The organism is Candidatus Fonsibacter ubiquis (assembly GCF_002688585.1).
Lineage (GTDB): Bacteria > Pseudomonadota > Alphaproteobacteria > Pelagibacterales > Pelagibacteraceae > Fontibacterium > Fontibacterium commune.
Window position 1 is genome coordinate 116,706 of sequence record NZ_CP024034.1, and the last position, 15,626, is coordinate 132,331.

General features: G+C 32.0%; 21 protein-coding genes. 18 read left to right on the plus strand and 3 right to left on the minus strand.

The window, feature by feature from the left end; genetic code table 11:
- The first annotated feature begins 27 nt into the window (after positions 1-27).
- The 4 genes from CR143_RS00640 to CR143_RS00655 all read left to right on the plus strand — a co-directional run bounded on the left by CR143_RS00640 (position 28) and on the right by CR143_RS00655 (position 4,176).
- Positions 28-762 (plus strand): hypothetical protein, encoded by a 735-nt coding sequence (locus tag CR143_RS00640; protein ID WP_099339928.1) that lies wholly within the window; start codon positions 28-30, stop codon positions 760-762.
- Positions 763-819: 57 nt separating this feature from the next.
- The gene (locus CR143_RS00645; RefSeq protein ID WP_239923099.1) at positions 820-1,542 is read left to right on the plus strand and encodes a gamma-glutamylcyclotransferase family protein; all 723 of its coding nucleotides are present in this window, start codon (positions 820-822) and stop codon (positions 1,540-1,542) included.
- A gap of 47 nt (positions 1,543-1,589) precedes the next feature.
- The gene (locus CR143_RS00650; RefSeq protein WP_099339929.1) at positions 1,590-3,194 is read left to right on the plus strand and encodes an MFS transporter; all 1,605 of its coding nucleotides are present in this window, start codon (positions 1,590-1,592) and stop codon (positions 3,192-3,194) included.
- Between the two features lie 124 nt (positions 3,195-3,318).
- Complete coding sequence (locus CR143_RS00655; protein ID WP_099339930.1) at positions 3,319-4,176, plus strand: DUF6279 family lipoprotein; 858 nt, start codon at positions 3,319-3,321, stop codon at positions 4,174-4,176.
- On the opposite strand, the gene CR143_RS00660 is transcribed toward CR143_RS00655, so the two are convergent.
- Positions 4,173-4,907, minus strand: a complete 735-nt coding sequence (locus tag CR143_RS00660; protein ID WP_099339931.1) for a ceramidase domain-containing protein — start codon at positions 4,905-4,907, stop codon at positions 4,173-4,175. The two genes, CR143_RS00655 and CR143_RS00660, sit on opposite strands and share 4 nt — an antisense overlap.
- A 37-nt stretch (positions 4,908-4,944) precedes the next feature.
- Here CR143_RS00660 and CR143_RS00665 point away from each other — a divergent pair, with 37 nt between their 5' ends.
- The 4 genes from CR143_RS00665 to CR143_RS00680 all read left to right on the plus strand — a co-directional run bounded on the left by CR143_RS00665 (position 4,945) and on the right by CR143_RS00680 (position 6,670).
- Positions 4,945-5,217 carry a hypothetical protein gene (locus CR143_RS00665; protein ID WP_099339932.1) on the plus strand — a complete coding sequence of 91 codons (273 nt, stop codon included), beginning with the start codon at positions 4,945-4,947 and terminating at the stop codon, positions 5,215-5,217.
- A gap of 97 nt (positions 5,218-5,314) precedes the next feature.
- Entirely contained in the window at positions 5,315-5,647 is a 333-nt protein-coding gene (locus CR143_RS00670; protein WP_099339933.1) for a bactofilin family protein, read from the plus strand.
- Positions 5,648-5,649: 2 nt separating this feature from the next.
- A complete protein-coding gene (locus tag CR143_RS00675) occupies positions 5,650-6,066 on the plus strand; it encodes a bactofilin family protein (protein WP_099339934.1) in 417 nt (138 codons plus the stop codon).
- 73 nt (positions 6,067-6,139) lie between these two features.
- Positions 6,140-6,670 carry a hypothetical protein gene (locus CR143_RS00680; protein WP_099339935.1) on the plus strand — a complete coding sequence of 177 codons (531 nt, stop codon included), beginning with the start codon at positions 6,140-6,142 and terminating at the stop codon, positions 6,668-6,670.
- Between the two features lie 25 nt (positions 6,671-6,695).
- Here the strand turns inward: CR143_RS00680 and CR143_RS00685 are convergent, their stop codons facing one another.
- Positions 6,696-7,637: a sodium-dependent bicarbonate transport family permease gene (locus CR143_RS00685; RefSeq protein WP_099339936.1), complete on the minus strand. Its 942-nt coding sequence runs from the start codon at positions 7,635-7,637 to the stop codon at positions 6,696-6,698.
- A gap of 103 nt (positions 7,638-7,740) precedes the next feature.
- Here CR143_RS00685 and CR143_RS00690 point away from each other — a divergent pair, with 103 nt between their 5' ends.
- On the plus strand, positions 7,741-8,625 hold the full coding sequence (locus CR143_RS00690; RefSeq protein WP_099339937.1) for a dienelactone hydrolase family protein: 885 nt from the start codon (positions 7,741-7,743) through the stop codon (positions 8,623-8,625).
- 28 nt (positions 8,626-8,653) lie between these two features.
- The gene (locus tag CR143_RS00695; RefSeq protein ID WP_099339938.1) at positions 8,654-9,013 is read left to right on the plus strand and encodes a DUF2784 domain-containing protein; all 360 of its coding nucleotides are present in this window, start codon (positions 8,654-8,656) and stop codon (positions 9,011-9,013) included.
- Here the strand turns inward: CR143_RS00695 and CR143_RS00700 are convergent.
- Complete coding sequence (locus CR143_RS00700) at positions 9,010-9,297, minus strand: DUF1330 domain-containing protein (protein WP_239923100.1); 288 nt, start codon at positions 9,295-9,297, stop codon at positions 9,010-9,012. The genes CR143_RS00695 and CR143_RS00700 overlap by 4 nt on opposite strands.
- A gap of 106 nt (positions 9,298-9,403) precedes the next feature.
- Here CR143_RS00700 and gloA point away from each other — a divergent pair, with 106 nt between their 5' ends.
- The 8 genes from gloA (at position 9,404) to CR143_RS00740 (ending at position 15,625) form a co-directional block, all read left to right on the plus strand.
- Complete coding sequence (gene gloA, locus CR143_RS00705; protein WP_169696834.1) at positions 9,404-9,904, plus strand: lactoylglutathione lyase; 501 nt, start codon at positions 9,404-9,406, stop codon at positions 9,902-9,904.
- 9 nt (positions 9,905-9,913) lie between these two features.
- Complete coding sequence (locus CR143_RS00710) at positions 9,914-10,297, plus strand: DUF3568 family protein (protein WP_099339941.1); 384 nt, start codon at positions 9,914-9,916, stop codon at positions 10,295-10,297.
- 246 nt (positions 10,298-10,543) lie between these two features.
- The gene (locus CR143_RS00715) at positions 10,544-11,122 is read left to right on the plus strand and encodes a hypothetical protein (RefSeq protein ID WP_204524608.1); all 579 of its coding nucleotides are present in this window, start codon (positions 10,544-10,546) and stop codon (positions 11,120-11,122) included.
- Positions 11,119-11,625, plus strand: a complete 507-nt coding sequence (locus CR143_RS00720) for a hypothetical protein (protein ID WP_099339942.1) — start codon at positions 11,119-11,121, stop codon at positions 11,623-11,625. The genes CR143_RS00715 and CR143_RS00720 overlap by 4 nt, the downstream gene beginning before the upstream one ends.
- 112 nt (positions 11,626-11,737) lie before the next feature.
- Positions 11,738-12,631, plus strand: coding sequence for a DNA recombination protein RmuC (gene rmuC, locus CR143_RS00725; RefSeq protein WP_099339943.1), 894 nt, complete (start codon positions 11,738-11,740; stop codon positions 12,629-12,631).
- Positions 12,628-14,052 (plus strand): exonuclease domain-containing protein, encoded by a 1,425-nt coding sequence (locus CR143_RS00730; RefSeq protein ID WP_099339944.1) that lies wholly within the window; start codon positions 12,628-12,630, stop codon positions 14,050-14,052. The genes rmuC and CR143_RS00730 overlap by 4 nt, the downstream gene beginning before the upstream one ends.
- Before the next feature lie 7 nt (positions 14,053-14,059).
- Complete coding sequence (msrP, locus tag CR143_RS00735) at positions 14,060-15,025, plus strand: protein-methionine-sulfoxide reductase catalytic subunit MsrP (protein WP_099339945.1); 966 nt, start codon at positions 14,060-14,062, stop codon at positions 15,023-15,025.
- Positions 15,026-15,031: 6 nt separating this feature from the next.
- Positions 15,032-15,625: a protein-methionine-sulfoxide reductase heme-binding subunit MsrQ gene (locus tag CR143_RS00740; protein WP_099339946.1), complete on the plus strand. Its 594-nt coding sequence runs from the start codon at positions 15,032-15,034 to the stop codon at positions 15,623-15,625.
- The last annotated feature ends 1 nt before the right edge of the window (position 15,626 follow it).

A 15,626-nucleotide genomic window follows, 5' to 3' on the forward strand; every position in this document is an offset into this window, starting at 1 on the left:
AAAATTTTCCCTTAAAAATTTATTACAATGAATGTGGTTTTGATTGTCGGCAGCGCTCCAGATGCGGTCAGAATTAATTCATTAGATCTTTCTTTATTTAGTAGCTCTGTTGCAATTAATAATGCTTGGAAATTGAGACAGGATTTGGATTATGCGATTTATCCTGAAGATTTTCCAACTCAGCGCCAGCCTAAAAATTTTCATGTGAAAAAGAAAATAATTACCGCAAAAGATTATGTTCCTATTCAAAATAAGTTTGGTGGCTTTGTGTATGCAGGAGGCACTATGGCTTTTACTGCAGGATATTGGGCGCTTGGGATATTAAAACCTGATGTGATTGCTTATCTTGGTTGCGATATGATCTATTCTGAAAATCAAAGTCACTTTTATGGTAATGGCAAAGCCGATCCACTTCGAGAAGATATTACATTACAATCTTTAGAAGCAAAATCTGCTCGTCTCTTAGCGGTTGCTAAATTAAATCACTGTACCATTGTAAATTTATCTAAACAAAATCAGTCGAGATTATTATTTCCAAAACTAGCAATTGAAAAATTTAACAAAAAACAAAATATTTTAAATTTTGTGAAAAAAAGTAAATTTCAATTAGATCTGCAGGTAGTTAAAAAAGTCTTACGAATTGAAAAAAAGTTAGCTTACATGGTTCCTTCAGGTAAATATTGGAAGGTGATCAAAAAATTTGATCCTCTCAAATTGAATGAGATTGATAATTACTGGTTAAAGACTCCCTTAAACGTTTAGAAGTATCTAATAAATTAGTGAAAATATATATTGAAAAATATATAAACAATTCAATCTATGCTTCGATTAAATACTTTCGCTAATTTCTTTATTTTATTTTTTAGTTTTTTATTTTTACTACTCCCGCATGCACAAGCATCTTTAAAGGATTGTAACTTAACCCCTGCTAAAAATTCTAAAAATTATATTATTGGCTATGGTTCATTAATGGAAAGAGAGTCTAGAATGATCACTAATCCACAGGCTCATCGAGTGGAACCAGTGTTGGTGAAGGGTTTTCAAAGGACATGGGGACAAAATGGAGGAAATTACAAGACTACTTTCTTAACTTTGATTGAAAAAAAAGATGCAAAACTTAATGCAATTTTTTACTCCGTGAACATTGAAAATTTATTAAAAACTGATCAGCGCGAGAGAAGTTATTGTAGAATAAAAGTTGATGAAAAAAATTTAGATTTTTATGGAAGAAAAGTTAATAGCAAAGATGCAAATTTTTGGATCTATGCTGCAACTCCAGATCGCTTAAAAAAACCCTCCGCAACTCACCCCATTGCGCAATCGTATGTAGATATTTTTATCAATGGTTGTTTACAAACGGAGGAAGAATTTAAACTGCAAGGATTTGCAAAAGATTGTGTACAACTCACCTCTGATTGGTCAGAGCAATGGGTGAATGATCGCTTACATGCGCGTAGACCCTTTGCAATAAAAAATGCTGTAAAAATTGATCAATTACTTTCTCAATATTTTAGCCATTATTATAATCATCCCATTGATTAAATTATTTTTGGTAAAATTTTTTAATCCTCTATACAATCTCTTTTTCTATGGGCGGCATTATTAATTTTTTTAAAGTAACCTTCATTGATCTTGGCAGGCAGTTTCGACTTAGTTATTTGCCCCCGTTAATGATTTATGTGGCCGCAGGCGTTTCAGGGCTTACTGGAATTGTTGGAACATTTTTTGTTAAAGATTATTTAAATTTATCCGCAGCCTTTCTTGCAAGTCTTGGATTTTGGGCAGGAATCCCTTGGGTTTTAAAAATGCCCCTTGGTCATTTGGTAGATTTAATTTGGAGCAGGAAAAATTATTTAGTTTTTTTGGGTGCAGGTTTAATTGGTTTAAGTATTTTAATTATGTACGGACTGATTGCTCATACCAAATTCATGGCAGGGTATTTTTCAATTGAGACTTGGTTTGTAATCAGCGTGATTTTATCTCCCATCGGCTATGTCATTCAAGATGTTGTTGCAGATGCAATGACCGTTGAGGCGGTTCCAAATTTTAATGAAAAGGGAAAAAATTATTCAATGGATGAAATTAAAGTCATGCACACAACCATTCAAACCCTTGGCAGATTTGCAATTATTTCTGGCACCATTCTTGTAGCCCTTGCTAACATTATAATTTTTAGTAATTCGCAAGGTCTAAGTCAGGAAGAAAAAGTATCTTTGTATGCCTCCGTTTATTTATACGCTCTAATTATCCCTTTTATTTCTGTCCTTGGTGTATTTTTATCTTTTTATTTAAAACAAAAACAACAAGCCTTATTCAAACAACTTAATAAAACCCTTCCTGAAAATCTAAATCCAACCAAGGTAAACTGGTGGATTTTAGGAGGCTCTTTAGCATTTGTTATTTTCACACTAACCATTGGCTCACTCAAGGTTCCCTTTGCTCAAGAAATTGTTTTCATCGGATCAATGTCCATTGTTATTTTTTTAATGAACAAACTTATGAAAGAGATGCCAAAACATTTAAGTTACACCATCGTTGGCACAGCCATTATTATTTTCATCTTTCGTGCAATGCCTGGACCTGGCCCTGGGCTGACTTGGTTTGAAATTGATGTGTTAAAATTTGATGAACAATTTTTATCTGCAATTTCTTTAATTGCATCTGTCTTAACCTTACTTGGAATTATTTTTCTAAGATCCTTTATGGCAAACAATTCAATCGCAAAAATCGTAGTGATTTTATCCATTTTAGGATCGGTATTATTTTTACCAAGTGTTGGAATGTATTATGGTCTTCACCTTTGGACAGCTTCAGTTACAGGCGGTGTGGTGGATGCAAGATTTATTGCAATCATTAATACAGCAATTGAATCTCCCCTAGGTCAGGTTGCGATGATTCCAATGTTAGCTTGGATTGCAAAAAATGCGCCAAGCCATTTAAAGGCAACTTTCTTTGCAGTCTTTGCATCCTTTACCAACCTTGCTTTATCTGCAAATTCACTTGGAACTAAATATCTAAATGAGATTTTTACTATCACTCGAGAGGTAAAAGATAAAATAAGTGGAGTTATTCAATCAAAAGCAGATTACTCTGAACTTGGTATTTTACTCATTGTAGTGACTTTATTAACCTTAATCATTCCCATCCTCACCGTTTGGTTTATTCAAAAATCAAAGTTTAAAACTTTAGAATAATAATATTTTAGACTTTAATATTTTAATGAAATTTAGTTTTAAGTTTTGATTATGGTAAAACAGCATATAGTATTACTCTATCAATTGATTTTTAAAAAAATGATTAGCAGATTTGTATTGAATTATGTTCGTTAGCCAATTTTTTAAAAAAATTTTTATCGTTTTAATTTTTATAATCATAAGTGGCTGTAGCATTATAACCGCGGGTTATAATCGTTTGCCTTTTTTGACGTTACTTGAATTAAATTCTATTTTTGATTTAGCAGACGAACAAAGCCAAAAAGTTCGACCAGTTCTTGACTCTTGGTTGGAATGGCATCGCGCCAATCATTTACCTCGCTATGTTGTCAAATTAGAGGAGTGGGAAAAATTAGTTTTACAAGATTTAACCCCCGCTCAATTTTGTAAAGAAGTTGAGGTGATTAGAACATTTACTAATGAGGCCGTTGAAAAATTAATTCCAGCCCTCATTCCAATTGCTGAAACCCTAACCCCAGTGCAAATTCAAAATTGGAATAAGTATCAAGATGAAAGAGATAAAGAATTTGTTGAAAATTTTTCAAAGGGTGAAAAGGGTGAGATTATTAACAAAAAAAGACTAGAGCGCTCAATAGATCGAGCTGAAATGTTCTATGGAACACTTAGTAAAAGTCAAAAGGATGCTCTTGCAAAACGCTTAGAAAAAAGCTTGTTTAATGTGGAGCAGGTATTACCAGAGAGAAAACGAAGACATCTTGATGCTTTGAGTGCTGTAAAACTAGTCCAATCGGGAGCTAAACCTTATCCAACTTTAAAGACGGTGTGGGACCGAAATCAAAAATCTCCTGATAAAAAATATGAAGCTTACAGTGAAAAAATGTTACAGGATGGCTGCTCGCAATTATCAGAACTTCATAACAACATGAGTTTAGAGCAACGCAAAAAAGCTGCACAAAAGTTAAATGGTTTTAAAAAAGATTTTGAAAGTTTAATCAAACCTTAAATTTTTTTAACCTTTAACGGTGAGATAAAAATTAAAACGGCAATTGCGCCAATAAGATGTTTTAAGGTGTGTCCTGAGATGAGATTTTGTGAAAGCTTAAAAATTTCCACATCATAAAATTCTGTAACCTTTGCAAAACCATAAAGAATAATTAATGAAGCAAAACACGGACTTTGCTTTTGTGCTTTGGTTAATAACAAAGTTAATAGAATGAGTATAATTCCTCCAAACTGAAAAACAGCATAGGGAGTAAGATTGCCGTTATAATTCCAAATTAAAACGGTAAGAGGCGCTAGGATAATAAGTTCAGCTAAAGTGTGAAATCCAGATCGTTCAGATATTCTAATGCTTGCAAGCATTGCAAGTATAAAAGTGAAGACTAAGGTTAAGGCAAGTCGGTCAAAGACAAGGGTGAAATCATTTGGACTTAGATGGTAATAGCCACTTCCTAATCCTGTTAAAATAATTGAGATAAAGAATAGATTTAAGATAACTGAAAATGAATTTGATATTTTAATAAACTTATTATTATAAAAATTAAATAAGCCTAAAATGCCAACGATAATAAATGCAAGATTAGATAAAGTATCAAAGGCATTATTAACTCCAAACAATGCTCTCTGATCTGCAAAGTTGTGGTAATTTTGATCTTGTTGGATGCTGGGTAAAAATATAGCAAGGATAAGTAAAATAATTAAGCCACTAAGAAAACTTATTTCAGATTTGCTCATTTGAAATGATCATATAGTTTTATATAATAAAAATCTTATGAATTTAGAAATGATTGTCACAACAGTTCTTGCAATACTTACTTCGTTGCTACCAATCTTTTATAAAAAGATGACGGATAATACGGACTTTAATATGACTAGTCCTTATCTTTTATCTGCTGCTTTAATTTTAGGAATAAATACAGCTTGTCTTATTTATTCATTTTTCACTTATGGATTTTTAGAAACTTTATTTTTAATTATTGTTTATGTGATAATTTTAGGCTCTATTTTTTTAACTCAGTATCTGATTAAATTAAATTCAAAATAAATAAATTTTAAGCAACCATCTCTTTAGTCAATAAAATCAAGATTGATTCAGATCTTGTGTTGTTACAATTTTTGTAATTAAATCAGCTTTTTAAATTATGCCATCGGTTATTTTAAACGACACGATTTTAAAAGGGACTTTGTCTCAAAAAGATAGCATTACATTGGATGGAACCTTTATTGGCAACATCACCGCAGAAGAGATTATTGTTAAAGATCGAGGCACTATCAATGGCAATTTAAACGCAAGTGTGAACATTGAAGTAAATGGCAATGTGGTAGGTGATTTAAATTCTGATAAAATTCATCTAACAAGTTTTGCAAAAGTTCGAGGTAAATTATCTCATAAAAATTTATCTGTGGATGAAGGTGCGCAATTAGAAATTACTGCGCAAACTAGAAAAAGAATTTCTAATTTAAATAAAGAATAATTATGTTTTTTTCCTCAAATAAAAAGATCGATAATCGTATTGATGGCTTTTCGCACTTAGGGGAAGGCGCAAGTTTTGAGGGTGAAATTCATTGCAAAGGTGAAATTGAGATTGCAGGAAAAGTGAAAGGAAATATCTCAGCTAAAATTTTGAGAATATTAGAAACTGGAAAAGTAACAGGACACGTTAATGCTGAACGAGTTGAAATCTTAGGCTGCATGCTTGGCAACACGAGTTCATTGAATATTCATGTGGGTGAAAAAGGGGTGGTACGTGGAGATTTAAGGTTTGAAGAAAATTTAAGTGTTAATGAGGGTGCTGATATTTTAGGCCATGTGCAAAAGGCTAAAAAAGATAAAAATAAAAAGTTTGATTCAGACAAAATTAGATATTTAGAACACAATCAAAGAGCTTCTTAATACAATTTAGAGTTTAAAGTTAATAATTGTGAAATTTTCTTTAATAAAAAAAGAACTTCTATAAAGAAGAACTATGGTTATTGAAGCTTTAGTTGCCCTTGGCATTATTACAATTGCAACGGTGAATGCACCCGTTGAAACTAAAGCTCCGCAAGAAATAAAATCTGTTTCAACAACAATTGATACAAATAAAGCAGTAAAGCCAAAGGCAAAACCTAAGAAGAAAAAAGCTGCAAAAAAAGTTAATGTAGATCCTGCAAAACAACAGCCTACTAAAGAACTTGCAAAGAAAGAAACTGTAAAATCAGAATCTGCAAAACCAGAGCCTGTTAAAACAGTCAGTTCACCAGAGCAAAAATCTAATCAGTCTAATCTTCTTTATTATATTTTAGGTTTTCTAACCTTAGGAGCCACAGCTGCTTATTTTTATTTTAGGAAAAAAAGTCAAACTACAGATGCAAAAATTTACACCAGCGATGAATTGAAACAAAGTTTACAACAAGACACAGATAAATTTAAATATCAACCACCAACTCCTAACGCAGAGCCACAATCACAAAGTTCATCAGATCCAAAGACTGATGATGAGAATAAAAAATCTTAAAAAGTTTTTATAAAATATTATTTTTCTAAAAAAATAATTTAGCAATAAATGTATAAAGCGGGATTCCAATTATAATATTTATTGGAAAAGTAAGCCCTAAAGACATTCCAAAATAAAGCGATGGATTAGCTTGTGGTAGTGCGTATTTTAATGCAGCTGGCACTGCAATATAAGAAGCACTTGCTGATAAAACCATTAATAAAATAGTTTCTCCCAAATCTACTCCAGCAATTTTGCAAATAATTAAAGCTAATAAAGCATGAACGGGTGGTGCAAATATTCCATACACTAAAACATAGATAGGTTTGTTTAAAACTTGTTTAAAATTTTTAGCAACCATCAATCCCATATCCAGTAAGAAAAATGCAAGCATTCCTTTAAATAAATCAATTGAAAAAGGCGCCATTATTCTCTCTCCCGTAGATCCTGCAAAAAGACCAACGATCATAGCGCCAATTAAAAGTAACTGTGCACCGTCGGTGAAAGATTTGTGCAACAAGTTTAATGAACTTCCTTTTTTATTTGATTTTGCAGCATTTGCTAAAAAGACTGCAAGGATAATTGCAGGAGATTCCATTAATGCCATGGCAGCTGCCATATGACCGCCATAAGAAATTTGATTTAGATCTAAAAATTGACTTGCGGTAATAAAAGTAACCGCACTTACCGAGCCATAGGTTGCAGCAATTGCAGCTGCATCATAATTATTTAATTTTTTTTTAAGAAAAAAGTAACCAAGTATTGGAACTATAATTGCAAGCATTACCGCAATGGATAAGGTTTTTGCAATATCAATTGTTAATCCTGATTTTTGTAAAGCAAATCCACCCTTTAAACCCAGAGCCATTAACAGATATAAAGATAAAAATTTTGTAATTGCTGGAGGAATTTCTAAATTAGATCGAACAGCACCTGCAAAAACACCAAAGATAAAAAATAAAATTGCAGGATCTAGTATATTTTGCATTTATTTTAATTTTTTGTCAGTTCTATTATCATATTCTTCTTATTTGTCGTGATTTTAAATTTATAAATATTAATTTTATTAAAATTAGCTATTATTAGAAACCATGACTGCAAAAGAGATAAATAACATAAAGAATAATAAGGAAGTAATTAACCTATATGACCAATATGCACACGGTAAAATTACTAAAAGAGAATTTCTAGATAAAGTTCAAACGTTTGTACTTGGCATAAGTGCAGTTGCAGTCCTTGAAATATTAACGCCAAAATATTCCTACGCTAATCAAGTGGATCCAAATGACAAAAGTCTTCAAATAACTACAATCACATATCAATCTTTAAAAGGTCATGGTCCGATTAAAAGTTATGTGGTCAAACCAATTAACAGTAATGAAAAAACTCCAGTAATTTTATTAGTTCATGAAAATCGCGGATTAAACCCTTACATTATGGATGTTGCACGAAGACTGGCTAAAGAAAACTTTATCGCATTTGCTCCAGATGGTTTATCTGCAAAAGGGGGATACCCTGGCAATGATGATCAGGGCAGAGAAATGCAGGCATCACTGGATCAGGAAAAATTAAAACAAGATTTTTTTGCAGGAATTGAATATTTAGAAAAAAATTATAAGTCAAAAATTGGCACCGTTGGTTTTTGTTATGGTGGCGGGATGGTAAATCAGCTTGCCGTAAACTTTAAAAATATATCAGCAGCCGTTTCTTATTATGGTCCACAAGCAGATCTTAAAGATGTGCCAAAAATTCAATCTCCCCTAATGCTTCACTATGCAGAGTTTGATGAGAGAATTAATAAAGGCTGGCCAGATTTTGAGACTAGTCTAAAAGAAAATAAGAAAAATTATATTATTCATTATTATAAAGGCGTAAATCATGCTTTTCATAACGATACCACGCCAAGATACGATAAAGCTGCTGCAGAATTATCTTGGAAAAGATCAATGGATTTTTTTAAAAAATACTTAGCTTAAATTATTTAATTAAGTACTCTTTAAGTAAATGTATGAATTCCTAGCAACTCTTACGCTCATCATCCATTTTTTATTTATTTTATTTGTAATCTTTGGTGCTCTTTTATTCTTTATTAAACCTTGGATATTATATTTTCATATTCCAGCATTTCTTTATGGAGTTTATGTGGAATTAACCCAAAGTATTTGTCCGCTTACATATATTGAGAATTATTTTTTAACTAAAGCAAATCTTGCATCCTATTCAACCTCTTTTATTCAAAACTATCTTTATGCAATTATTTATCCAATCAACCTAACAAAAGAGATCCAAATCAGCCTTGCAATTGCTTTGCTGATTATCAATGGAATAATTTATGGGTTTATTATTAAGAGAAAAAAATTCTAAGCACCTTCGATGATTAGGCCAATGGATTTTGCATTCTTAAATCTAATCTCGCGGATGGGTTTATATTCCTCACTATTGTACCACTCTAAAGCTTTTTGGTAACTTGGAAATTGTATGACTACTGTTCTTGGATGAGGAAATGATCCTTCAATTTTTGTTGTAGTTCCACCGCGTACAATATATTTGCCACCAAACTTTTCTGTAATGGGCACAACCTTTTGGAGATATTCTTTATAATCTTCGGGATTAGTTACATTGATATTAAAAATTGCATAGCCAAACATTATCTACTCCAACCCTTTTTGTTAGTTTATACTTTAATTATATTTATTTAAGTTTTAAAGTCTAAAATCCTAAAATCCATAAAGTGAATAATAAATAGGAAAAATTATGATTGAAGTTGAAGGAAATTGTAAAAATCCAGATCAGGAAACAATAAAATATAGATTAAATCACACCATGCTTCGTGTGAAAGATCCTGTTAAGTCTGTGGATTTTTACACCCGTGTCATGGGTATGAAACTTTTACGCAAAATTGATTTTCCTGCTGCTAAATTTTCTCTATATTTTCTTGGAAGCTTTGATGAAAATGAAGTTAAGGATATTCCACAAACTGATGATGAAAGAAGAAGTTGGGTTCTTGCTCAAAAATCAATTTTAGAGCTGACTCATAATTATGGAACGGAAAGTGATGATAATTTTTCCTATCATCATGGCAATAGCGAGCCACGAGGCTTTGGTCATATTGCTTTTCGCGTTCCTGATGTTCAAAAAGCCTGCGAACGCTTTGAAAAAATGGGGGTAGTATTTCAAAAAAAACCATCAGAGGGCAAGATGAGCAACATTGCTTTTATTAAGGATCCCGATGGATATTGGATTGAAATTGTTTAAAGATTAGAAATGACTCGTGCTTTAATAATTTCAATCTGTTTTTCTTTCCTTGTTGGTTGCAATACTTTAAGTGATGCGCAAAAGGTAGAAGGGCAAGGCAAGAAAGTTTCCTATCAAGCTCCATTCAATAAAACATGGGATGCATCAGTTAAAGCACTTTCAAATTTAAAATTAAATGTAGCTAAACAAGATAAAAACCAAGGCACTATTTTTGCAGAAACTTCACTTACTTTTACAAGTTATGGTGAAATTATATCTATCTTTTTAAAAAAACAAACTGAGAGCATAACAACGGTTGAAGCCGTTTCAAAAAGAAAGCTTGAAACAAATATCTTTGCTAAAGAATGGGCAGATGAAATTCATCTCGAAATAGCTAAAGAACTTAAAAAATAATTACAAGTAAGTTTAAGTAAATTTAAATACTACTAGTGGTTGACAACTTTAGATTTTTATAATAAATTAATAATTCAGGATTAATTCCTGCGAGCTTTTAGCTCTCAAGTTTCGTAAGTCTTTAAAACTACGCTCCCTTAAATAAAGCCATTACTGGTGGGCATTTCAATTTAAAATTTTGTGTTTCAGCACAAAGCATTTTGCTGCGTGTTGAGAAAATTAATAATTTATTAAGAAGGAGCAAAGATGAAGACTATACGTAAGTTAAAAGTAGTTTCTGATCGAAAAATCAGAGCAAACAGAGAAAATGCTAAAAAGAGTACAGGCCCTGTAACTTTTGAAGGCAAACAGAAAGTGTCAGGTAATGCCATCACGCATGCTTTAACAGCAGAGCGTTTGGTAATTATCGGCGAAAATCTTGAAGAGTTTAATGCTTTTAAAGAAAGTATGCTGAAAATATATGAGCCAGTCGGAGCTTATGAAGAGGAGATTTTCATTAAAATCGTAGAAATTAAATGGAAACTTCGCAGAGTAACTTCAATTGAAACTGGAATTTTTGGTAATGAAATTTTAGAATTTGATGCAGATAGTAGCAAACCTAAATTTTCAGATAAGATTTTAGGAAATACGTTTACTAAAAATCATCAAAATTCAGTTAATAAAAATCAATCTTTAATAGGTGTTGCCTTTACAAAAGATTCCAATGCTGGAAGCGCTTTGTTAAAGCTTAATACAATTGAGGGAAGGTTGATTAGTAGAAGTCAGATGTATGAGGATCTTCTTTTTAGAACTCAAAAAAAAAGAAGAAAGGGAGGTAAAAAATGAAAAAAATTCATCCTTCCAAAATCAGTTATTATGCACGTAATAAAAGGCTTTTTTTATCAAATCCAAGGTACAAAAGCATGTACCGTATTAAAACAAAGCCAACTTTTACAAATGCATTTTTTAATACACTTATAAAAGAGGAATGTTCTAAATTTTTAAAAGAAAATGGTGAGCATATAAAAAAAGAAAATCCTGCTTTGTATAAATCAATAACCGGAAAAACTTTAGCATCAGAAACATCTAAGCCAGAAGAAGTTAACGAAAAAACTTCATATAGTGAGCTAGATGAATATCAGAAAATGAGAGATGCTCAGAGAAAAGCTGAACTTGAAAAGGCTAGAGCAAAGTTAAAAAAGAATGAAGTTAAAATTAACTTTGTGAAACCTCAAAAAGATTGGTCAATATATGGTGGGTGGGTAAATGCTCATGAGCCTTATTACAAAAATAAGCTTGGTTATACGCAGGCTTGGAGATTTGAAAAGCCAAAAAGGGAATATTATTGAGGATTTTAGAGAATCAGATTAAAGTGATACTTACTAATAAGGCGAACTTTGTAATGGGAAGCTGTATTTAGTGAGTGTCCTTAATCTTACTTTATCCTTTTCCTAAATTTTTATGACTGAAATAGTAATATTAATTACTTGTGGAATTGTAGTTTCATTTGTTGCTTATAATTTTTTTAAAGGCAAGAGTGGTGGGGATAATAATTTATTAAGCTCACAGCTTGCAGATTTGTTAGTGCGTTTTTCTAAAGTAGAGGAAGCCACTAAAAATATATCTAGTACACAAGTTTCAATTGATAATACCTTTAAAAGCTTTGAAGGTATGTTGAATGATAGACAAGAACGTGGTGCTTTTTCTGAGATGGAACTTGAAAAATTATTAAAAGATAGACTACCTTCGCAGTATTTAAAATTTCAACACACTTTAAGTAACAATAAGAGAGTAGATTGTTTAATTGATTTAGGAGAAGACTCACAAAAAATTGGCATCGATTCTAAGTTTGTTTTAGATAACTTTAAGAATTTGCGAGCTTCTAAGACGGATGAAGAAATTAAAAGATATAGAAAGTTATTTGAAGATGATGTTTTAAATAACATTAAGAAAATTTCAAATGACTACATCATAAGTGGTGAAACTACTCCCCATGCCATCATGTTTATTAGATCTGAGGCAGTTTACCGTGAGATTAGTGAGGGTAATTTAGTTGCAAAAGGATTAGAGAAGAATGTTTTAATAGTATCTCCTTCATTACTTTGGGGATTATTAAATACCTTGCGAATGTTTTTAAAAGACTCTGAGATGAGTAAAAAAGCGCAAGTAGTCATTAAGGAGATTGGTATAATTGGCAAAGATATTGGCCGCTTAGTAGAGCGGGTTGCTGATGTTGAGAATAGATTTAATCAAGTTAGTGAGCAATTTAGAGGCATTAAAGTTTCAGCAGATAAAATTCAAAGCAGAGCAGAAAAGATTCAAGAATTAGAATCTAAGGATGAGATTACTAAATGAACTATGTATTTTACGACTTTGAGACAAGTGGTAGATCAAGCTCGTGGGATCAAATTATCGAAGTTGGTGCTATTTTAGTAAACGATGATTTTCAAGTTCTAGCAGATCCACTTAATATTAGATGTTCACTAAAGCCAGGTCTCGTACCTGAGCCTTACGCATTAATTGTAAATAACACTACACCACAAATTCTTCGCAAAACAAATTTATCTCATTATGGAATGATTTCACAAATGCACGAGCAATTTTCAAAATGGTCGCCTGCAGTGTTTGTTGGATATAATTCAATTTCTTTTGATGAAGAGTTCTTGAGAAAGAGTTTATTTAAAACTTTGAACGAACCTTATCTTACTCAGTATTCTGGTAATAAACGTGGTGATATTTTAGGTCTTATTCGAACCGCACATTTGTATTACCCAAATTGCATTAAAACTCCAATGAGCGATAAAGGAAATGCAGTATTTAAACTTGCAGAATTAACAGAGATGAATGGCATCAAACATGATCAAGCACACACCGCTTTATCAGATGTGATGGCAACAGTTGAGATTGCAAAAATTATTAAAGATAAAGCACCATCCGTTTGGAAAGCAAGTTTGATGACTACGAGCAAGACTGAAGTGAATTCCATTGTTGAAAAAGAAAAAATATTTTGCGTGAATGAATACTTTTATGGCAAAGCTCGTCCCTTTGTAGTCACCTTTGTTTGCTTTCATCCAAAGTATAACTGGCCACAATGTTTTGATTTAAAAAGTGATCCCAGCTTATATTTAAAAATGCCATACGCGCAGCTAAAGGAGGAATTAAAGAAAAGTCCAAAAGTAATTAGAAGTGTTAAAAATAACAAGCATCCTGTGATTATGAGTCCAAGTTATGCAAAAAACTTTGAAGGATATAAACAATTAGGAGCTGATAAATTATTAGAGCGGGCCAATATGATTCAATCTAATAAAGAATTTAAAGATAGAGTTGCTAAAATTTTAAGTGAAGAGGCTGAAGAGAAAGAAGCATTAGATTCACAAATTGGAGTTATGGCAGAGGAGAGTATTTATGCAGGTGGCTTTGCAAAACCAGAGGATCAAAAAATGATGGCTGATTTTCACAAATCCGATTGGAAAGGAAAATTACATTTAAGCGAAAAATTTTCAGATGAAAGATTTTCTTATTTTGCAAAAAGATTAATTTATGAGGAAAACCCTGAGGTTTTAGGAAAAGATGAATATAAAAAAATTCACCGTGCTATTGCTGGGCAAATTTTAAGTACTAATGATGAAAAATGGAATACCGTTCCAAAGGCTTTTAAGGATATTGATGATTTGCGTGTGAAATACGAGGAATTAAAGGATGAAAAAACCTTAGCAATGCTTGATGATTTGAGTGAATATATCGAAGAAATTCAAAAAAAATATGAGAGTGCTTAGTTGATAAATGACATTTAAAGATCCTAAAATTAAAAGTGCCGACATTACTCCAAAAGAAGTATTTAAGAATCGTCGAAATTTACTTAAAATTTTAACCCTTGGATCTTTAGCTGCAGGATTTAGTTCTTCACTACAAAGTGATGCCTTTGCAGTGGGTGAAAGTAATAAAAAATTAAAAGCTAAATTTAATAAAAAATATTCAGTAAATGACAAACAAACATCTTTTAAAGATGCAACAACTTACAATAATTTTTATGAATTTGGCATGGATAAGGATGATCCAGCTCGATATGGTAAAAGTTTAATTACTCGACCTTGGACTGTTAGCGTTGAAGGCTTAGTTCAAAAGCCTCAAGTATTTGATTTTGATAGTTTGATAAAACTTTCTGTTATGGAAGAGAGAGTTTATCGAATGCGTTGTGTTGAGGGGTGGTCAATGGTTATTCCTTGGAATGGTTTTTCATTATCAAATTTATTAAATAAAGTTGAACCATTAGGTACTGCAAAATATGTTGAGTTTGTAACCCTTGCAGATCCAAAGCAAATGCCAGGATTAAGTTCATCTATTATTGCTTGGCCATATTTAGAAGGACTTAGATTGGATGAAGCAATGAATCCACTTACACTTTTAACCTTTGGAATTTATGGAGAAGTTTTGCCAAATCAAAATGGTGCACCTGTTAGAATTGTTATTCCTTGGAAGTATGGATTTAAAAGTGCAAAATCCATTGTTAAAATAAGATTAACCGATAAAGAACCCGTCACTAGTTGGCATCGAACAGCCCCAATGGAATATGGTTTTTATTCCAATGTAAATCCAAATGTCAGCCATCCGCGTTGGTCGCAATCAACGGAACGCCGAATTGATGGACGAAATATTTTCTCATCTAAAATTAAAACAGAAATGTTTAATGGTTATGGAGAACATGTTGCAGGGCTTTATGCAGGCATGGATCTTAGAAAATTTTATTAATTCATAATGAATATAAATTTGGCAAAGCGCATTGTTTTTGTGCTTGGGTTAATTCCATTATTAAGATTATTTATTTTAGGATACTTGGATGATTTAACTGCTAACCCCATTGAATTTATCACTCGCTCAACAGGCACTTGGACAATTACTTTTTTATGTTTAACACTTGCTATGAGTCCACTTAGTTGGATCACTGGTTTTTCTCAGTGGGTGCAGCTTCGAAAAACTTTAGGTTTGTTTACTTTCTTTTATGGATTTTTGCATTTTACCATTTGGTATTGGTTAGATCATGATTTTAATTTTACAGCCATGATCAGTGATGTGATCAAAAGACCATTTATTACCATGGGATTTATTGCCCTTCTTATTATGAGTTTACTTGCAATAACTTCAAATCAAGCAGCAATGCGTTTACTTGGGGGAAAGTGGAAAATCCTGCACCGATTCATATATTTAATCGCAATTTTAGCTGTGATTCATTACTTCTGGCACAAGGAAGGAAAAAGAGATTTTTTAGTTGTGTACATTTATACGGGTATAATTTTGTCCTTACTATTTATCCGCATTCCATTGATAAAAAGATTTATAAAAAATAAATAAT